General features: G+C 65.7%; 14 protein-coding genes. 8 read left to right on the top strand and 6 right to left on the bottom strand.

Annotation, left to right across the window (positions count from 1 at the left end):
• Positions 1-5: 5 nt before the first annotated feature.
• The gene (locus NLI84_RS05795) at positions 6-3,536 is read right to left on the bottom strand and encodes a DUF748 domain-containing protein (protein WP_255988822.1); all 3,531 of its coding nucleotides are present in this window, start codon (positions 3,534-3,536) and stop codon (positions 6-8) included.
• Between the two features lie 167 nt (positions 3,537-3,703).
• Between NLI84_RS05795 and NLI84_RS19130 the strand changes: the two genes are divergently transcribed.
• The 5 genes from NLI84_RS19130 to NLI84_RS05770 all read left to right on the top strand — a co-directional run bounded on the left by NLI84_RS19130 (position 3,704) and on the right by NLI84_RS05770 (position 8,041).
• Positions 3,704-4,906, top strand: coding sequence for an STAS domain-containing protein (locus NLI84_RS19130; RefSeq protein WP_255988821.1), 1,203 nt, complete (start codon positions 3,704-3,706; stop codon positions 4,904-4,906).
• Positions 4,907-4,977: 71 nt separating this feature from the next.
• Positions 4,978-5,535, top strand: a complete 558-nt coding sequence (gene hslV / locus NLI84_RS05785) for an ATP-dependent protease subunit HslV (RefSeq protein ID WP_255988819.1) — start codon at positions 4,978-4,980, stop codon at positions 5,533-5,535.
• Positions 5,536-5,634: 99 nt separating this feature from the next.
• The gene (locus NLI84_RS05780) at positions 5,635-6,594 is read left to right on the top strand and encodes a biotin--[acetyl-CoA-carboxylase] ligase (RefSeq protein ID WP_255988818.1); all 960 of its coding nucleotides are present in this window, start codon (positions 5,635-5,637) and stop codon (positions 6,592-6,594) included.
• The gene (locus NLI84_RS05775) at positions 6,591-7,337 is read left to right on the top strand and encodes a type III pantothenate kinase (RefSeq protein ID WP_255988816.1); all 747 of its coding nucleotides are present in this window, start codon (positions 6,591-6,593) and stop codon (positions 7,335-7,337) included. Before NLI84_RS05780 ends, NLI84_RS05775 begins: the two co-directional genes overlap by 4 nt.
• Positions 7,334-8,041, top strand: a complete 708-nt coding sequence (locus NLI84_RS05770) for an SPOR domain-containing protein (RefSeq protein ID WP_255988815.1) — start codon at positions 7,334-7,336, stop codon at positions 8,039-8,041. Before NLI84_RS05775 ends, NLI84_RS05770 begins: the two co-directional genes overlap by 4 nt.
• Before the next feature lie 43 nt (positions 8,042-8,084).
• Here the strand turns inward: NLI84_RS05770 and NLI84_RS05765 are convergent, their stop codons facing one another.
• Positions 8,085-8,498: a hypothetical protein gene (locus NLI84_RS05765; protein WP_255988814.1), complete on the bottom strand. Its 414-nt coding sequence runs from the start codon at positions 8,496-8,498 to the stop codon at positions 8,085-8,087.
• Between the two features lie 147 nt (positions 8,499-8,645).
• Positions 8,646-10,676 carry a glycosyl hydrolase family 18 protein gene (locus NLI84_RS05760; RefSeq protein WP_255988813.1) on the bottom strand — a complete coding sequence of 677 codons (2,031 nt, stop codon included), beginning with the start codon at positions 10,674-10,676 and terminating at the stop codon, positions 8,646-8,648.
• 517 nt (positions 10,677-11,193) lie between these two features.
• Here NLI84_RS05760 and NLI84_RS05755 point away from each other — a divergent pair.
• Together NLI84_RS05755 and NLI84_RS05750 are read left to right on the top strand one after the other, a co-directional pair.
• On the top strand, positions 11,194-13,053 hold the full coding sequence (locus NLI84_RS05755) for an ABC transporter ATP-binding protein (protein WP_255988811.1): 1,860 nt from the start codon (positions 11,194-11,196) through the stop codon (positions 13,051-13,053).
• Positions 13,054-13,413: 360 nt separating this feature from the next.
• Entirely contained in the window at positions 13,414-13,932 is a 519-nt protein-coding gene (locus NLI84_RS05750) for a hypothetical protein (protein WP_255988810.1), read from the top strand.
• A gap of 34 nt (positions 13,933-13,966) precedes the next feature.
• Here NLI84_RS05750 and creC read toward each other — a convergent pair whose 3' ends face one another.
• From creC to NLI84_RS05735, 3 genes are read right to left on the bottom strand one after another with little or no spacing between them, the layout of a single operon-like run.
• Positions 13,967-15,394 carry a two-component system sensor histidine kinase CreC gene (creC, locus tag NLI84_RS05745; RefSeq protein ID WP_255988808.1) on the bottom strand — a complete coding sequence of 476 codons (1,428 nt, stop codon included), beginning with the start codon at positions 15,392-15,394 and terminating at the stop codon, positions 13,967-13,969.
• On the bottom strand, positions 15,394-16,071 hold the full coding sequence (gene creB / locus NLI84_RS05740; protein ID WP_255988807.1) for a two-component system response regulator CreB: 678 nt from the start codon (positions 16,069-16,071) through the stop codon (positions 15,394-15,396). Before creB ends, creC begins: the two co-directional genes overlap by 1 nt.
• A gap of 34 nt (positions 16,072-16,105) precedes the next feature.
• Positions 16,106-16,984, bottom strand: a complete 879-nt coding sequence (locus NLI84_RS05735; protein WP_255988806.1) for a DMT family transporter — start codon at positions 16,982-16,984, stop codon at positions 16,106-16,108.
• Positions 16,985-17,181: 197 nt separating this feature from the next.
• On the opposite strand from NLI84_RS05735, the gene NLI84_RS05730 reads away from it, so the two are divergent.
• Entirely contained in the window at positions 17,182-18,819 is a 1,638-nt protein-coding gene (locus NLI84_RS05730) for a methyl-accepting chemotaxis protein (RefSeq protein ID WP_255988805.1), read from the top strand.
• Positions 18,820-18,883: the final 64 nt, after the last annotated feature.

Genomic DNA, 18,883 nt, shown 5'->3' with positions numbered 1-18,883 from the left:
TCGCCTCAGCCCTGCAGTTTGAGCTGCGCCCGTGATGTCGTGCCTTCCTCGATGTCGTGCGCGCTGGCATCGACCTTGGGGCTGACCACGAACAGCCGCGCGTCGTCGACGCCGGCCGCCTTGAGCGCGTCCTTCGTCACCTGCGCGCGGGTCAGCGCCAGCTGACGCAACTCGTCCGGGCCGACCGCGGTATTGGCGAGAATCAGTTTTTCCATTTCATCGGCCGGCAAGGTCTTGGCCAGGCCTATGGCGTTACGCGGCTTGGGAAATCGCTCCTGCTTGTAGGCGCGCGCCAGCAAGGCCGGGTATTCCTCGGCGGTGATGGTGAGCGCCGCTTCGTCGACTGATGTGCCCTTGCTGGCGAGATCCTTCAGCTTGAGCTCGCGCAGCTTGTCCTCTAGCCGCGCGCGTTTCAGTCCTTCGGTGTCGCGCTCGGGGTCGGCCCAGCCGGCAATGTCGAGTTTGAGCGCGGGGCGGTCGGTGAGGATCTCGGCGAGTTTTTGCGTGGCGTCGCGTGCCGCCGGATCGAGCGTGGCGCGGCCGGGTTCGAACGCGATATGCGAGAGCGACGGGCCGCCACCGAAGGCGCTGGACAGCGCGTCGAACGGCGCAGTGACGATTTTTTCCATGAGGTTGCCGATGATCTGCCAGATCACCCGGCCAACGCGGAATTGCGGATCGTCGAGCGAGCCCTCGATCGGCAGGTTGAGCTTGATCTGGCCGCGCCGATCGGTGAGCAGCGCCAGCGCGAACTTCACCGGTAACTTGGTCGCCTCCGTGCTGCCGCTGGCCTCGCCCAAGGTGAGCTGGTCGAGGAACAGCTGGTTGCTCGCCTGGAGCTGGCCGTTCTCGACGTAGTAGGTCACCTCCATCGACAGCTTGCCCTTTTCGATGCCGTAGCCGGCGTATTTGGCGGCGTAGGTCGAGGCGGCGGTGAGATCGTAGCCCTTCACGTCGCCCTTGATGTCGATGAACAGCGGATCGGCCAGCGGGTTGAGGCTGCCGTTCACCGTGACCGGGGCGATGCGGTCCACGCTACCGCGCAGGTCCAGCGTCGCCCGGGTACCCCCCTGCGTCGATAGCCCGGCGATGCTGCCGGCCATGTCGGTGAGATTCGCGCCGTAGTTGGGCTGGATGAAGAGATCGGTGAAGTTGATGTTGCCGCCGGCCAAAGTGATCTTGCCGATCCGGATCGGTGGCAGTCCGTCGCTGTCCTCATCGGGCGGCTCGGCACTCGCCGGGGCCGATGCGGTCTGGGTGACCGAACGCGCCTGACCGTCGCGGACCACGATGTCCTGCAGATTGAGCCGACCCTGCGCTGACAGGATCAGCCGCGAATAGAAATTGCTGAGCGCAATGCCGGCAACGTCGAGCGAGAACGGCACGAAACGGGTACGCAAGCCGGAAAGTTCCAGCGCCTGCCACTTGAGGAAGTCCTCGCCGCTTTGCTTGTCGAGGGCATGGAGGCGGCTCACCCGCAGCGCGCCCTGGTAGCCGCCACTGAATTGCGGCGTTGTTTTCAGGTCGAGCTCGCCCCGTGCGGAGAGGAAGCCGCTGGCCAGCCTGATATTGAGGAAGCGGGTGAAGTAGGGCTGGGCATAGGTGGCATCGAGGTCGGTCAGGTCGAGTTTGAAGCGTCCGGCGAACGGTGTCGGTACGAATTCGCCGTCGACCCGATAGTTGCCGCCGGCCTTGCCGCGCGCCTGTAGTGCCAGCGTGGCGTTGCCACCCTGGTTGTCGACGTTCGCCAGCTGCAGCGCGATGGTCCGGTAGCCGGCTGGGGCCACGCCGGGTAGGCGGGCATCGCTGAGCTCGGCTCCCCAGTCAATGAGCGCGAGCCTGGGAAGGCTGATTTTCCACGGCGGCGCCGCGGGTTCGGTCGCGACGCCTGATTGGGCCGGAGGTAGCATCCTGAGCATCGTCGGCTGGCCTTGCTCGTCCAGCACCAGCCGCAGCTGGCCGCCGCTGCTCGTGACTTCACCGACCACCAGCGCGCGCGCCTGACTGTCGAGTGTGATCGACGACGCCACCAGCGTTGGAATCGACAGCAGTGGCGCGCGAGCGTGCGGCTCGGCGGCGGTCAGCTCGGCGAGCTCGATCCGGCCATTGCCGAGCCGTAGCGTGAACGGCGCGGTATCAAGCTCGAACGCTGCGCTGGCGGAGACCGTGCCGCCCAGTTCGGCGTCGAGCGCGGGGTGCCAGTAGCCGGCGAGCGTGGCCGGCGCCAGCTGCGAAACCGCCGCCGTGCCGCGTAATCGCCATGGCTGTGGCTGCAGTTGCAGATCGGCAGTGAGCGCTTCGCCGTCCGCACCGTTGGCCGAGGCTTGCAGCGGAATCGGCGTGCGTGCCGTCAGCGCGAAGCCACGACTGTCTACGGCGATGTCGTTCCATTGTTTGGCCACCGCCGGCTGGACCGTGTTGTCGCGCCAGCGCACGCTGCCGCCGACGACCTGCAGTGCGGCGATGCTGAGGTGGGTGGTCGATGCGGCCGGCTTGGCCGCTACGGCGCTTGCCGCGGCGGGATCGGGGGTGGTGGTCTGCCAGCGTTGCAGCAGCGCGCGATCGAGGTCGGCACTTGGCGCATCCAGCTTCACCTTGCCGAAGGCATAGCGCTCGCGCAGCGGCTCCACCGCGATCATCTCTACGCCCAGCCGTCGCCATCCGGCCAGGGCCTGGCCATCGTGCGTCAAGGCGAGGTCGTCGACATTGACCTGGCCGCGGAGCAGCAAGCGCGGTGCCGGTTGCTGTTCGAACACCAGCTGCAGCCGGCTGCTGACCGTGCCCTTGGGTAGCGCCAGGCCATCGGGCATCGGCAGATAAGCGAGCAATTGCGGTAGCGACAGGCGATCGAAGTCGACATTGAGCGTGGTCTGGCGGTGTGCGCCGAATGGGCGGCTGCGCCCGTTCAGCTTGAAGAAAGCGCCGTTGAGCCGGCCGGAAATGGCGGGCTCAACGTAGTCGTCGACCCGGTAGGACAGCGTCGAGATAAAGGGCAGCATGACGTCGAGCGCTTCGAGCCGCTGCCGGCTGCCAAGGTAACGGTCGTCGAGCGCGATACGACCCTGGCGCACGATGATGTTATTCAGCGAGAACGTCGGCAGTTCGTCCGACGACTCGTCGCTGCGCAGCCGCTCCGGCAGGTCGGAAAAATTGAAGCGATCACGGCTGAGTCGCACGATATGGAGCGCCGGCCGGTCGAGCTCGATCCGCTTGAATACTGGCCCGCCGACGAACAGCGACCACAGCTCGGCATTGGCCGAGAGCGACTTGAACGCCAGGAACGGCGCGCCATTGCGCTCGTTGATCGCCACGTCGCCCAGTGTGGCCGTCAGTGTGTAGGGATTGAAGGCGAGCTCACCGATGCGGACGGTGCGCGTGAGCTTTTCGGACAGGCGGTGCTCCAGCCACGGCCGCAACAATGGCGGCAGGGCGTAGCGTCCTAGCAGGCCGACGAGCAGAATCGCCACCAGGACCATGATGGCATGGCGGCGCAGCCGGGGGGCCCGAAGCAGGGAGGCGAGGCGGGCGGCGATCATCAATAGTTCCTGTTATTCATGCCCAGTTTAGCCAAGCCCATGCCTGCTGCAGGCTCCAGCAAGGCCGACAGCAATGTTCGCGACTAGGATGTTGCGAGCAAACGACTTACAATTACGGGAAACCGTCAACTTGAAGCGGCGCCGCCATCTGCGCGCCGGAGTCCACCGTGTTCTCCTTATTCCGCAAGAAAGACAACGAGCCTGAAAAGCCCGAGCTGCAGCAACCGGCCGCCAAGCCGGGGCAGCCTGCGCCGCAATCGGCCCCAGCCAAGGCCGAAGCGCCGAAGACGCCCGATAGCTCCGCCTACAACCTGAGCGAGCTCTCGATCGAGGTCGAGGACGTGGGCGCGCACCTGACGCCGGACGAAGAGCAGGCCGTGGTGCTGTATGCCAACAAGCAGGGCGAGGCTGCGGTGATGGCGCTGAAGGCCACGCTGCCGGGCGTGATCGGCATGCGGCGACATGAAACCTGGCTGCTGCTGTTCGAGCTCTACCAGCAACTGGGCGATCGCAAGGCGTTCGACGATCTGGCGCTGCAGTTCGTCGTCGAATTCGAGATCTCGCCGCCGGCCTGGCGCGAACTGCCCAAGAGCAGCATCGTGCCGGCCGGTACGCCGGGCAGCGCCTATGTCGCTTTCGGGCCCGCGCTGCGCTCGGACGGCGCCGATGCCGAGGCGGCCAAGTTGGTGAAGGCCTGTGCCGACGGCGGTGTGGTACGTGTCGATTTCAGCAAGGTGACGGAAATCGAGAGCCTGGCCGCTGCCGAGTTTCTGGCTGCCTGGGCGCGCGCGCGCAAGGCCAAGGCGAAAATGCAGATCCTTGGCGCGGAGCGCTTTATCGAGCTGCTCAAGAGCAAGATCGAGCCGGGCCGCAAGGTGCCAATGGAGGCGCCGTTCTGGCTGCTGTTGATGGAAGTGCTGCAGAGCACGGGCGACCAGGACGGGTTTGACAACCTGGCCATCGTCTACGCGGTGACGTTCGAAGTCTCGCCGCCGTCGTGGGATGATAAGCTCGCGCCCAGCCCGGAGCAGAAGGCCGCGGCCGCGGCGGCCCTGCCGGTGAGCCCGGCGCCAAGCCCGTCCTCGCCGGATCAGCTGGTGTTGTCCGGAGAGCTGCTCGGCGGCGCGTCGGCCGAGCTTGCTGCCATCCGCGAGTTCGCCAACCAGCATCCCAAGCCGGTGCTCGATCTGCGCGCGGTGCGCCGCGTCGATTTCGAGACGGCGGGCCAGTTGCTGAATCTGTGCATGGAACTGATCCAGCAGGGGCGCACGCTGGTGCTGCACGAGCCCAACGAACTTGTCGCCGGCCTGATGCATCTGCTGGGCATCAGCGAGCTGGTCGAGATTCGTCCGGCCTACCAGCGGCATTGATTGCCGGCACGGCGCCTTGAACCGCGCCGCTTCGCCCCCAACTGCCCGCTATCGTTCAACGAGGCAGTCCCATGCAGCAATTTGACGGCACCACCATCGTTTCGGTCCGCCGCGGCCGCCATGTCGCCGTGGGCGGCGACGGCCAGGTCACGCTGGGCAACGTGGTGATCAAGGGCACCGCGCGCAAGGTGCGCAAGCTCTACCACGACCAGGTCATCGTCGGCTTTGCCGGCGGCACCGCCGATGCGTTCACGCTGTTCGAGCGCTTCGAGGCCAAGCTGGAAAAACACCAGGGCCATCTGACCAAATCCGCCGTCGAGCTCGCCAAGGATTGGCGCACCGACCGCATGCTGCGCCGGCTGGAGGCGATGCTTATTGTCGCCGACGAGACCGCCACGCTGGTGATCACCGGCAACGGCGACGTGCTCGAGCCCGAACACGGCATCGCCGCCATCGGCTCCGGCGGCGCTTATGCGCAGGCGGCCGCCAAGGCGCTGCTCGACAACACCACGCTCGCCCCCGAAGCGGTGGTGAAAAAGGCGCTGGAGATCGCCGGCGACATCTGCATTTACACCAACCAGAACCATGTAATCGAAACCACGGGCGCGGACGAAGCCGCCAGCGACTAGCCTATGCGCGCGTGAGCGTGGCGTGCATGACGACTACACGGCGGTCGCTGCGCGCCATTCATGCCGGCGTGCGCTATCCGGGCTAAAATCGCGGCCATCATGTCCGTGCATACCTTGGCCTGTCTGCGGCGCCTCAGCGTCGACCATTCCACTTCCGGCGAGCAGATCGCCGAACAACTCGCGCTGTCCCGCGCCTCGGTGTCCACTGCGCTGGCCGAAGCCGAGCAGTACGGCGTCGCGATCGAGCGCAGGCACGGTGTCGGCTATCGTCTGTGCGAGCCGCTCGAATGGCTGGACGAGCAGGTGGTGCGCGCCGCCTTGCCTGCTGCGAGTGTGCTTGCCGTCGAAATCCACCAGCGTACCGATTCCACCAACCGCCGCTTGCTGACCGAGCCCCGACATGGCCGGGTGATGGCTGCCGAATGGCAGGACGGTGGCCGGGGCCGCCTGGGCCGGCGCTGGCAGGGCCAGCTGGGTGGCTCGCTGATGTTTTCGCTGTGCTGGCAGTTCCCAGGGGGCGCGGCCACGCTGGCGGGCCTGCCGCTGGCGGTGGGGGTGATCGTCGCCGAGACGGTGGCCGAGGCCGGTGTTGCCGATGTCGCGCTCAAATGGCCCAACGACCTGCTGTTGCCGGACGCTGCCGGCCATGCCAAGGCGGGCGGCATCCTGATCGAAATCGCGGGTGATGCCATGGGGCCGGTGTGTGCGGTGATCGGCATCGGCCTCAACCTGCGCGCGCCCACGGTCGAGGGGCAACGCGTGGGCGGCATGGCCGAGCATGGCCTCAATGTTGATCGCAATATCTTGCTGGCGCGGCTGCTGGCGGCGCTCGAGCAAGGGTTGGACGGTTTTTCCTCACATGGCTTTGCCGATTTTCGCGGACGCTGGGAGGCCCGCCATGCGTGGCAAGGGCAGGCGGTGCGGCTGATCGCTGCCGATGGCCAGGCGCGCGAAGGGCGTGCCATGGGCGTGACCGACGACGGCGCGCTGCGCTTTCGTGCCGGGGAGCGCGACGAGATCATCCACAGCGGCGATCTCAGCCTGAGGGTGTCGGCATGAGCGTGCTGTTGATCGATCTGGGCAATACCCGGCTGAAATGGGCGCTGGCGGATTCGGCGGATGCATGGTCGGCACAGGGCAGCGCCGATCCGGCAGGCTTGCCCGCCTTGTTTGCCGAGTGGCGCGCGCTGGCCGTGCCGCGGCAGGTGCAGGCTTGCAGCGTCGGGGCCGAAGTGACAATGCGCGAACTCGAAGCCTTCTGCCACGCAAGCTGGGGCGTGAGGATAGATTGGCTGCGCGTCGGGCGTGAAGCGCTGGGCGTGAGCAACCGCTACCGGAAGCTGGAACAGCAAGGCCCCGATCGCTGGGCAGCGGTGTTGGGTGCGCGCCGGGCCCATCCCGACCAGGCGCTGGTCATCGCCAGTGCCGGCACCGCGCTCACCGTCGATGCCTTGACCGCGGATGGCTGCTTTCTGGGCGGCATGATCCTGCCGGGGTACCGGATGATGAAGTCGGCACTCGCCGTCGGCACCGCGCGCCTGCCCGATACCAGTGGCCGTTTCCATGATTTTCCCACCTCGACCGAGGATGCGATCGAGACCGGCGTGCTCACGGCGCTGGCCGGCAGTATCACGGCGATGTTCGACCGGCTGCAGGCACGCGGCGAGGAGCCTTTGGTGCTAATCTCCGGCGGCGATGCGGCACTGCTTGTGCCCCACCTGGGGGCGCCGTGTCGTCTGATCGATCATCTGGCGCTGCGCGGACTGGCGGCGCTGGCTTTCAATGGAGATGTCCGGCCATGAAATGGCTGCTCGTGCTGCTTGTACTCGCCAACGCGGGTTTTTATGCCTACAGCCAGTGGGTGCCGGAGCAAGGCAGTACGCAGGAGCTACCGGCCGAAGTAAATGCCGATCGCCTGCGCGTCGTCGATGCGTCCACGATCACACCGGCACCAACCGTGGCGCCGAGCCCGGGCACGGCAAGCGATGTGGCCCAAGCCGCTACGGCCTCAGCCGTCGCGGCGATCACGCCGACGGGCATGCCGCAGGCGGCGGTCTGTTTGCGTTGGACCGTGCCGTCGCCCGAGCAGGCGGTGATCGCTGCCGCGCGGATGGCTGCGCTGCATATCGCCTCGCGCACCTTGCAAAGCGCCGAGCAGGCCAAGGTCTGGGTCTATGTTCCGCCGCTGGCCGACGAGGAAACCGCGCGGCGCAAGGCGGAGGAGCTGCAGGGGCTGGGCATCGACGATTATTTCGTCGTCAATAATGGCGGGCGCTGGCAGAACGCCGTATCGCTGGGCGTGTATTCGACGCGCGAAGCGGCGGAGCGGCGCCTGGCCATGTTGAAGGACAAGGGCGTGCGCTCGGCTGTGCTGCGCGAGCGCGACGACACGTTGCGCCCGGCCAGCTTCCTGCTGAGCGACGTGACCGAGGCGCAACGCGCTCAACTCGAGCGCAGCAACCGCCAGTTGCGCGGTGCCCAGCTCATTGAGGCCGCCTGCCGCTAGCGCATGGCGTGATCAGCGTCGTGCTGTCACGGCGCTGCCGCACTCAGCGTGTGTTGTCGCGACAGGTGAATCGCCTGCGCCTGGATTCGCGCAAATGGGCAATCGCGAGTGCGCCGGCCAGCGCGAACAAGGCCACTGCGCCGATCAGCATGCCGTTGCTGGCTTCTGCGTGAAAGGGAGGCCGGTTCATCCCGATCAGGATGAACCCGACACTGACCATCATGACTACCGTGCTTATCAGCGAATAGCATCGCTGCCGCCATGCGCACTGGCCGCAGTAGAGGAAACGATTGCCTTTGGAATGATGGACCTTGACCGCCGGGTGGCAGGCCTCGCCACAGCGGTAGCAGTTCCCCTCCCAGTTGCGGCGTTTGCCGTGCAGGTCACGAATGATCTGCCACACGGTCAGTGTGAGGACCGGTGAGGAGACGATCAGCATCAGGATCAGGAAGTTCATCTATTGAAGGTCGGGCAGATGACGGGCCGGTCTTGCCGACCGCCAAGCGTTGAAGTGGCGATCATAGCGAAAAAAAGCCCCTGCCTTGCGGCAGGGGCGAGTGTTTGCGCGGAGAGTGTGGATGCGCAAATCTTTCCAAGAGGTCTGTTACTGGCGAACCTTGGCCATCTCGGTGGCAAGTTCACCATTTGCGGTATCGCCATCGAGCGACCAGCTGAACACGCCGCCCAGGCTGTTAGCCTTGACGTAGTTCACCTTGAGCGCGATGTCGGCCGGGGTGTCATACGACCACCAGTTGCTGCCGTCGTATTTCCACGACTGCTTGGTCACCGGGTGATAGCGGACGGTGCCAGCTGCGTTCTTCAGCACCTTGTAGTCCTCGATACCGGTTTCGTACGTGCCCTTGGCACCACCGGTTGCGGACTGGTAGAGGCCATCACCGTTCGGGCCGGCAGCAACGCCGGTCCAGCCACGGCCGTAGAACGGCAGACCAACCAGTAGCTTCTTGCCCGGTACGCCAGCAGCCAGCAGCTGCTTGATCGAGTCGTCGGTGTTGTAGTACGACACCAGGCTACGGTTGCCGGTCTTCGAATCGATGTACTGCGGGTTGCTCGGATCGACATACAGGTGGGCCTGGAAGTCGGTCGGGCCTTGAGCCGCCCACGCGCCGTTGTAGTCGTAGTTCATCACGTTGATCCAGTTGAGGTACTTGCTGTACTCACCTGGAACGGTCATGTCGATCTTGTCCTTGCCGGCGCCAATGGCGACGGTCAGACCATAGTTGGCGCTGTTGGTGGCGCCGATCGCGTCGAGTTGCTCACGGAATTCTTTGAGCAACAGCGTGAAGTTCTGCTTGTCTTCCGGTGCAACGGTGTTGTACGGCTGGCCGATCACGCCCGGGAATTCCCAGTCGATGTCGATGCCATCGAACACGCCGGCTGCAGTGCCCGGGCCACCGGCGTTGGAGCCAGCGTCGAACGGCACGTTGCCCTTGATGTACACGTCGATGCAAGAACGGACCAATTGCTTGCGCAGCGCGTCGGTCTTGGCGGCAGCGGAGAACCACTTGGACCAGGTCCAGCCGCCCAGCGAGATGTAGACCTTCACGTTCGGGTACTTGGCCTTCAGCTTCTTCAGCTGGTTGAAGTTACCCTTGAGCGGACCGGACACGCCGTTGCGTGGGTCGTCCCATTGCGGCCAGCCCCACAGGTCAGCCACGCCGTCCACCGAGTCGGCAGCGCTCAGGCCACGCTGGTAGTCGGCCCACGAATCACCGCCGGTGCCGGCTTGCGGATCGTTCGCATTGGTGGCGCCCGGCTCGAGCTTGTTCACTAGGCCGCACTCGTAACCGCCGTTCTTCTGGTAGAGGTTGCCGAAGGCGTAGTTGATGAAGGTCAGCTTGGCGGCGGTGCCGCTGGTGTCGATGTGCTTGACCTGATAGCCGCGGCCGTACACGCCCCACTGGGCGAAGTAGGCACCGACTTGCGCGCCGGCGATCGGCGGCGGGGTCGGGCCGCCGGTGGTCGGGGTCGGCGTCACGGTCGGGGTAACGGTCACGATCGGAGTCGGGGTCACTGTCGGGGTCACGACAGCGGTCGGAGTGACGGTCGGCGTCGGAGTAAGCGTCGGGGTCACGACACCAGTCGGGGTGACCGTCGGTGTGGTGCTGGTGGGCGTAACGGTCGGCGTCGGTGTCGGGCCGGACACGGCCACCTTCTTCCACACGCCCCATTCGCCGGACTGGCCAGGATTGTCACCCTGGGTCCACCACTTGGCTTCGTATACGGCGTTTTCGAAGATCACGCGCTGGCCGCCGGTGTAGGCGGTGCTGGCGTTCCAGGCCGGGTATTGACCAACGGGTGCCGGCGTGGCGGTCGGCTGGTTCGGGGTCGGCGTGGCAACCGGCCCCGGAGTCGGGGTAGCGACCGGAGCCGGGGTCGGCGTGCCGGTCGATGCGCCAGCCAGCTTCCACAGCGTGGGCGTCGAAGCCGGGTTCCAGTTGGCACCAACATAGGCGGTGTGGGTCACCAGGGCCTGATATTCATTGCCGTTGTAGCTGACGGTAGTGCCGGCAGCGTAGGTGTTGCCTTCCTGCCATGCCGGCGATGCGGCAAAAGCGTGGACGGCCAGCAGCGCGGCGGGCAGCGCAGCCAGCACGAAACGATTACGTTGTGACATAAACAAGGTCTCCATCCTGTTTCGGTTCGGTGCATGTGGCGAACCGCCATTTTTATATGCTGCAGCTAATACCAGTTAGGGTATCTGAACACGGCATTTGGCGGCGCGATGGCAAGCATCGCGAACGCCTTTGCATGCAAGACGGATGTTCTGTCATGTGGGTGTATAGTGTCAATACCTTACGATCTTGAAATATAATTAATAAAATCAAATAGTTAAATTGTTTGTTTATGTAATTCAGTGACGCCGTTTGGCTGTCGACGAACGGTGATAGGCTGGACGAGCGCTTGCAAGTGACTGGTATTTGTTGCGATGACAATATGTATCCAGCCTGTTGAAAGGGGTTGCATGGCCGCTACCTTGGGCCACCCAGGCCCTGGTGCGGCGCATGCTGTGCCGGCGTTGCCGCGCGCCTCGCGACGGCTTGTGATTGCGGGCTTCCTGCGACAAGATATCCGGCTGTCCTTGCATGAAACCTACAAGGTGGCATGTCGGGGTTTTCCCACAAGGAGCGCACGTGTTTGGATGGTTCGAAAAGCGGGTACAACCGTATCCCGAGGCAACACCGGTTGCGCCGCCGCGCGACTTCTTCGCCTTCGTCTGGGCCGGCACCGCCGGCATGCGCGCTCTGATCCTGGCGGTGATGCTGCTCACTGCAGCCATCGGCGCCTTTGAGGCGCTGCTGTTCGCGATGCTGGGCTCGGTGGTCGACTGGCTGGCTTCGGTACCGCGCGCCGAGTTGTTTGCTCGCGAAGGCGGCAAGCTCATCTGGCTGGGGCTCGCCCTGATCGGCAGCACGCTCTTAGTGGCGGTGCAGGCGCTGTGCAAATACCAAGCGCTGGCGGGCAACTTCCCGATGCGGCTGCGCTGGAATTTCCACCGTTACCTGCTCGATCAGAGCATGAGCTTCTACCAGGACGAGTTCGCCGGCCGAGTCGCCACCAAGGTGATGCAGACCGCGCTGGCGGTGCGCGAGACGGTGATGATCATCGTCGACATCCTGGTTTTCGTCAGCATCTACTTTCTGACCATGCTGGCCGTGGTCGGCCAGTTCGACGGCTGGCTGGTCTGGCCCTTCGTGGTCTGGCTGCTGCTGTATGCGCTGGCGGTGTGGTATTTCGTGCCGCGCCTGGGCAAGGCTTCGTCGGCGCAGGCCGACGCGCGCAGCCTGATGACGGGCCGGGTGACCGATGCCTACGCCAATATCGCCACCGTGAAGCTGTTCAGCCATGCGCAGCGCGAGGCTGGCTACGTGAAGAGCGCGATGCGCGAGTTCCTGCAGACCGTGCATCGCCAGATGCGGCTCGTCAGCGGCTTCGAGATCGTCAACCATTTCCTCAACATGCTGCTGATCGTCGCGACCACGGGCGCCACGCTGTGGCTGTGGAGCCTGGGCACGGTCGGCATTGGCGCGGTGGCCGCAGCGACCGCCATGGCGTTGCGCCTCAACGGCATTTCGCACTGGATCATGTGGGAAATGGCCAATTTGTTCGAGCAGATCGGCACGGTGCAGGACGGCATCACCACGCTGACGCGGCCGGTGGCCGTGATCGACCGCGCCGATGCGCCGCCGCTCGAGGTGTCACGTGGCGAGATCCGTTTCGACGAGGTGACCTTCGGCTACGGCAAGCCGCAGCCGGTGATCGATCGCCTCTCGCTCACCATCCGCGCGGGCGAGAAGGTGGGCCTCGTAGGGCGCTCCGGTGCTGGCAAGAGTACGCTCGTCAACCTGCTGCTGCGTTTCTATGATCTCGACTCCGGGCGCATCCTGATCGACGACCAGGACATCGCCGGCGTGACGCAGGACAGCCTGCGCGCCGCTGTCGGCATGGTCACGCAGGACACCAGCCTCCTGCACCGCTCGGTGCGCGACAACCTGCTCTATGGCCGACCCCAGGCCGACGACGCGGCGATGATTGCCGCCGCCCTTCGCGCGGAGGCACACGAGTTCATCCAGGGCTTGAGCGATCCCAAGGGGCGCAGTGGCTACGACGCCCACGTCGGCGAGCGCGGTGTGAAGCTCTCCGGCGGCCAGCGCCAACGGGTGGCGATCGCCCGGGTGATGCTGAAGGATGCGCCCATCCTGCTGCTCGACGAGGCAACCAGCGCGCTCGATTCCGAGGTCGAGGCCGCCATCCAGGGCAGCCTGTATCGCTTGATGGAGGGCAAGACGGTGGTGGCGATCGCGCACCGGCTCTCGACCATCGCCGCGATGGACCGGCTGGTCGTGCTTGATCGCGGCGTGATCGTCGAGGAGGGCACGCACGCCGAGCTGTTGGCGCAAGGCGGGCTGTACGCACGGCTGTGGGCACACCAGAGCGGCGGTTTCCTCGGCGAGGAGGCCGACGAGGCGGATTACGCAACCAGCCTGCGTTAGGCTGGGCCATTCGTGCAATGGCGCTGGCAAGGCGCGTGACCTGCAGACAGGTCCACGCCGCGCTTCGCGCATCCTTCCAGCCCCGGAGCCAGCGTCCCACGTTTGAATCTCGATCCAGCTTATCCGATTGCCCCGGTATGGCCCTGTCATTGGTGAATGGCAGGGCCATTTTCATTTGCGAAAAAACCGATCCGGATCAGTGGCTTGGTTCACGGCCTGGCTGCAACTGGTGAATCGCCGGGTCCGGCGTGCTTCATCGGGCCGCATCGCCAACTAGATTGGAGCGGCCTGGTCATGCCACTGGCATCGGTCGGGCCAGCCTCTCGATAGGCTGTCCAACAAAACGAATGGAGTGCAGACATGAAGCAGAAGTGGGTTTTGATTTCATTGATCGGCCTGAGCGCGTGGCTGGGCGCGCAGGCGCAGGCGGCTGATTGCAACAATGTCGCTGGCTGGCAGTCGGGTACGGGGTACAACGCCGGCGGCAAGGTGGTGCAGGCCAACCAGTTGTACGAAGCCAAGTGGTACACGGTGGGCGAGCAACCGGCGGCAAACAGCTGGTCCGCCTGGAACCCGCTCGGTGCTTGTGCCGCAGCCGGTGGCGTGAAGCTGATCTTGCGCCAGCATGACCGCACACTCAGCCTAGCGCCTGGCCAGGAGGATTTCGTTGCCTCTGCTTGCGAGCAGGGCGAGGTGCCGATCAGCGGTGGACCGTCGGGCATCTCAGTTGGCCCCAGCATCGTCTACAGCACGATGAGCTGGGACGGCAACCGCGGCGGCTGGCTGGTGCAATACCGAAACAATACCAATGCCCCGATCACCAGCTGGCAGCGGGTGGGGGTGACGTGCGCCGCGGGCAGCATAACCATCGCGCCGTAAGTGGTAGCCGGCCGGCCTACGGGTCGGTCGGTATTCAGCAGGCGGGCAGGCGTAGTTCGGCGCAGACGCCGCCGGTGGCCGCGTTGACCACATCGACCGTGCCACCATGCAGCTCGGCGATCGTCCGGGTCAGCGCCAACCCGAGCCCGGTTCCCTTGGCCACGCCAGCCGGCCGCTCGGAATAAAAGCGCTCGAACAATCGCGGTAGCGCGTAGTCGGGTATGGCCGGGCCGTTATTGTGGATACGGATAGACCAGTGCGTGTCGTCGCGCGTGACAGTGATGGCGATGACGCCTTGCTCCGGCGTGAAATCAGCGGCGTTCTGCAGCAGGTTGCGTAACGCCTGCTCGATCAGGAAGCGCTCACCGCGCACGGCGGCGTCATCCGGCACCGTCAGTTCCACGGCAACGCGCTTGCTATCGAGCTGCGGGGCGAGGGCGGCCAGCACGGTATCGAGCGCCGCGTAGAGGGGCGCCGGTTCAGCATGGGCTAACGTACGCCGCGCCTCCAGCCGTGCCAGCTCCAGCAGCGTATCGACGATGGCCTGCAGCCGTTCGGTCTCGCGCCGGATATGGCCGGCGAAGCGCTGGCGATCGGCGTCGGGCAACGCGTCGTCCAGCAATTCTGCCGCGCCGCGGATGCCGGCCAGCGGGCTTTTCAGCTCGTGGGTGAGGCCGTGCACATATTCCTCGACATATGCCTTGCCCTCCAGCCGCTCGCGCATCTCGCCCAGCGCCTGCGCCAGCACCGCCAGTTCGCGATTGCCGGGCAAGGCCGGCACGGCGGCGGGCTGGCCGGCGCTGACGGCGTGGGCAAAATCGGTGAGCCGGCCGATGCCGCGCGACAGCCACCACGAAAATACCGCGCCGAACGCCAGGCCCAGCACGACCAATAGCAGACCGGCCCGCAGCAGCTTGCCGTGGGCACGCTCGATATAGGGCTGCATCGCCTGGTTGGGCTTGGCGACAGTGAGCACGCCGACGATGCGCCCGGCCTCGACGATGGGGGCGGCGACGTACATCACCGTGGTCGTTTCCTTGGTGTATTCGATGCTTGAAGTGCGCGCGCCGTACTGGCCGCGCAGCGTCAGGTAGACATCACGCCATTGCGAGTAATCCTGGCCGACGGCGCTGCCGGTGGAATCGAAGCGCACGATGCCATGCGCGTCGGTGATGTAGACGCGCATATCGACGGCGCCCTTGGCCACGCCCCAGATCCGCGCGTTGGGCGAGCGCGCTACGTAGCGCGCGATGGCCTGTTCCACCTCGCCGTGGGCGAGCTTGCCGTCGCGAAACGCTGGCTGCACCAGTTCGGCCAGGAGGTTGGCGGTGTCGATCATGATTTCTTCGGCCGACTGGCGCATCGCCGGCTTGATCTCGTCGCGGATCAGGTCGACCACGTACCAGCCAAGCAACGCGACGATAAGGAAGTAGCCGACGAAGATGCGCTGCGAAAAGCGCATCAGCCGCCCGCCCGCAGCGCGTAGCCGAAGCCGCGGTGCGTCTCGATCGGATCGGTATCGGCGTCGACATCGCGCAGCTTGGCGCGCATGCTCTTCACATGGCTGTCTATGGTGCGCTCGAAGCTGTCCTCGGCCGCTTCGCCGAGCGCGTCGAGCAACTGGGCGCGGCTGAACACCCGTCCTGGTGCCGAGATCAGTTGCGCCAGCACGCGGTACTCGGACGGCGTCAGCGTGAGCCAGTGGCCGCGATAGCGGATGCGCCGTCCGGCCACGTCGTGTTCGAAACCCGATATCGCCTCAGTTCGCTCAGCGCTGCGCGGCTGCAGCCGCTTGAGGATGGCGCGCACCCGTGCCACCACTTCGCGCGGGCTGAACGGCTTGACCACGTAATCGTCGGCGCCCAGCTCCAGCCCGACGATGCGATCGATCTCGTCGGCGCGCGCGGTCAGCATCAGCACGGGGATGTCGCCATCGCGGCGGATGCGCTTGAGCACTTCGAAGCCGCTGTCGTCGGGCAGTCCGACATCGAGGATGACGAGCTGCGCGCCTGCGAGCGCCGCCTCGCCATCGCGCGCCAGCCGCTGCCAGTCGACGGCATAGCCTTCGCGCTGCAGCGCGAACGACAGCGTATCGGCAATGGCGGTTTCGTCTTCGATCAGCAGGATGCGGGCGGTCATGGCGGCCATTCTAGGCTGCGGTGGCCCTCCGTCGCTATTCCGGCGCAGGCAGCGGTGGCGCCAGTGAGATCACCAGCGCCGCGATCAGGATGGTTGCGCCGCCCAGCCATTGCAGAGCGGTCAGCGGCACGGCCAGCAGCCAGGCGGCGAGCAGCACGCTGACGACGGGTTCCAGCGTCGACAAGGTCGACGCTTCGGCGGCAGACAGGCGATCGAGCCCGGCGAGGAAGGCAAAGATGGCGATCACGGTCGAGACAATGGCAATCGCCAGCGTGGCCGCCCAGCCTGTCGCGTTCGCGGGCCAGTGCGGCGTGGCGAAGGCGGTCGACCCCCACATCACCACCGCGGCCGACAACATCACCACGGTGGCGGCCGGCAAGGCGCCGGCGCGCGGGGTGAGCCGGCTGCCAGCCAGGATGTAGCACGAGTAGATCAGCGCCGCCGCGATGCCGAAGGCGATGCCCAGCGCCTTGCCTTGCAAGGCCGTGCCTATGGTCAGCGCGAGGCCGAGCGAGGCCAGAGCCAGGGCAGCCCACACCCGGCGGCGCAGCCGTTCGCGCAGCAGCCAGGCCGACAGCACGGTGACGATGGCGGGATAGAGGTAGAGCAGCAATGCGGCAAGCGCTGCATTGGCGTACTGCAGCGCGGTGAAATAACTGAACGCCTGCCCGGCGTAGCCAATGCCGCCCATGGCTGCGAGGCCCAGCAAGACCTTGCCGCGCGGCCAGCGCGCGCCGCGCCAGACCATGATGACGATCATTACCGCGGCGGCGATGCTGAAACGGATGATCAGCAACCCCTGCGTATCAACGCCGGCAGCATAGGACCAGCTGCCGAAAATGGGCATCAGGCCGAAGGCCAGGGCGGACAGCAGAATGAGCAGGATTCCGGCGCGGCGGGGGGAGTGCGGCATAGGGCGGTTCGAAACAGGATGCCCGGACAGTGTGCCAAGTGCGATGCATCATTGTCGCTGCGGCTATCCCCTATGCGAGTGATCGACGATCACTGATGTATTTATGCAATATGCAAACCGGGTTGCATGCCAATGTCTTGCTTGCGGCGAACGCCGGGATAACACTGGCCGGACAACAAAATAGGGGTGGAGTCGACATGGGAACTTTACGTGGTCTATTCGCCGGCCTGGTCGCGGCGACGTTGCTGGTGATGCTGGCGCTGGGCGCGACTGCCTATCTTGCAATCGAAAAGGTGCTGGTCAATGGCCCGACCTACCTCGATATCGTCGAGACCAAGGATCTGGTCGCCGATATCCTGCCGCCACCCGCCTACATCATCGAAGCCAATCTGTTGGTGTCGCAGCTGATCGACAGCCGCGACCCCGCCGAACAGCAGGCGCTGCAGGCGCGCATCGCGCGCGCCGAGCAGGATTTCAACACGCGCATCGCCTACTGGCGCCAGCAAAGCCGCTTGCCGGTGAGCCAGAGCAGCGCGCTGACGGAGGATGCGGCGGCGCCGGCGGGGCGCTTCTTTGCCACCTATCGCAATGCCCTGCTGCCGGCACTGGCTGCCGCGGACGCCGCAGCCATCGACGCCGCGCGCGCCACGCTGTCCCAGGCCTACGAGGCGCACCGCGCTGCGATCGACCGTCAGGTGAGCCAGGCCGTGGCATTGCAGAAAAAGCTGGAAGCTCAGGCGGCGCAGGACACCGGCCGCACGCTGGCCTTGCTGATCGTGTTCTTGCTGCTGGCGGTGGCAGCGTTGTGCCTGGCCAGCTGGCGCGTCTATGCGCGCATCGTGCACGAGCTCGGCGGCGAGCCGGCGTATGCGCGCCAGGTGGTTTCCGCCATCGCCGAGGGCCGGCTCGATACCCTCGTCGATACGCGCCATCCGGACAGCGTTCTTGCGAGCGTGCGCAGCATGCAACAGCAGCTCGCCAGCCTCGTCGGCCAGATCCAGCTTGGCACCCAGGGCGTACGCGAACGTTTCGGTCGCTTGTCCGTTGAGCTTACCCAGCTGCGCAACGAGGTGGACCAGCACAATCGTGGGACCCAGACCATGGCCAGCGCCATCGAGCAGCTGGCAGCCGGTATCGAGCAGATCGCGACCAGTGCCGAGAACACACACACGCTGTCGCAGCGCGCCGATGGCCAGGTGCGCGAAGCCGATGCCGCCGCCGATTCGGTGCGCAGCACCTTCGGTGCCATTACCCAGTTCGTCGCTACCACCGAAGCCGCCATTGCCAAGCTGGCCGAACATGCCCAGCACATTGCGCGCGTGTCCGACGCCATTCGCGATGTGGCCGACCAGACCAATCTGCTGGCGCTGAATGCGGCGATCGAGGCGGCCCGTGCCGGTGAGGCGGGGCACGGCTTCGCAGTCGTCGCCCACGAGGTGCGCAAGCTGGCCGAGCGTACCGCAGCCGCCACACGGGAAATCGATACCACGGTGGGCGCTACCGGCAATGCGCTGCATGCGGTCGTGGCCCAGATCAGTGGTGGCCGCACGCTGGTGGACGAGAGCCAGGTCGTCACCGAAACCTCGCGCGCTGCCATGGGCGGCGCCAGTGACCACATGGAAGAGATCTTGCGCGCCAGTCGCCAGATCAACGAGGCGCTGGCCGAGCAGACCCACGCCAGCGGCCTGCTCGAACACCAGGTTGCCCGCTTTGCCGCAACCGCCGAGCGCCACAGGCACGCGATAGGTGTGATCGAGGGCGTGGCGCGGGATGTCGAGGCCATCTATGGCCAGCTCGAGCACACGGTGGCGCGTTTCCGCTTGCGCCCGGCCTGATACGGCACTGCGATCCAGGACGAGGGGCGTCGCTTCGGTCTTTTTTGGGTTTTAGCGCCCGAGG

Source organism: Chitinolyticbacter albus (assembly GCF_024437655.1).
In the GTDB taxonomy this organism is placed as follows: Bacteria; Pseudomonadota; Gammaproteobacteria; order Burkholderiales; family Chitinibacteraceae; genus Chitinolyticbacter; species Chitinolyticbacter albus.
The sequence above is the reverse complement of the archived record's forward strand: the minus strand, read 5'-3'. Positions and strand labels throughout refer to the sequence as shown.

Bases quoted from the DNA above. Each gene is read 5' to 3' on its own strand.
- NLI84_RS05795 (WP_255988822.1), bottom strand. From the start codon at position 3,536: ATGATCGCCGCCCGCCTCGCCTCCCTGCTTCGGGCCCCCCGGCTGCGC.
- hslV (WP_255988819.1), top strand. From the start codon at position 4,978: ATGCAGCAATTTGACGGCACCACCATCGTTTCGGTCCGCCGCGGCCGC.
- NLI84_RS05780 (WP_255988818.1), top strand. From the start codon at position 5,635: ATGTCCGTGCATACCTTGGCCTGTCTGCGGCGCCTCAGCGTCGACCAT.
- NLI84_RS05775 (WP_255988816.1), top strand. From the start codon at position 6,591: ATGAGCGTGCTGTTGATCGATCTGGGCAATACCCGGCTGAAATGGGCG.
- NLI84_RS05770 (WP_255988815.1), top strand. From the start codon at position 7,334: ATGAAATGGCTGCTCGTGCTGCTTGTACTCGCCAACGCGGGTTTTTAT.
- NLI84_RS05765 (WP_255988814.1), bottom strand. From the start codon at position 8,498: ATGAACTTCCTGATCCTGATGCTGATCGTCTCCTCACCGGTCCTCACA.
- NLI84_RS05760 (WP_255988813.1), bottom strand. From the start codon at position 10,676: ATGTCACAACGTAATCGTTTCGTGCTGGCTGCGCTGCCCGCCGCGCTG.
- NLI84_RS05750 (WP_255988810.1), top strand. From the start codon at position 13,414: ATGAAGCAGAAGTGGGTTTTGATTTCATTGATCGGCCTGAGCGCGTGG.
- creC (WP_255988808.1), bottom strand. From the start codon at position 15,394: ATGCGCTTTTCGCAGCGCATCTTCGTCGGCTACTTCCTTATCGTCGCG.
- creB (WP_255988807.1), bottom strand. From the start codon at position 16,071: ATGACCGCCCGCATCCTGCTGATCGAAGACGAAACCGCCATTGCCGAT.
- NLI84_RS05735 (WP_255988806.1), bottom strand. From the start codon at position 16,984: ATGCCGCACTCCCCCCGCCGCGCCGGAATCCTGCTCATTCTGCTGTCC.
- NLI84_RS05730 (WP_255988805.1), top strand. From the start codon at position 17,182: ATGGGAACTTTACGTGGTCTATTCGCCGGCCTGGTCGCGGCGACGTTG.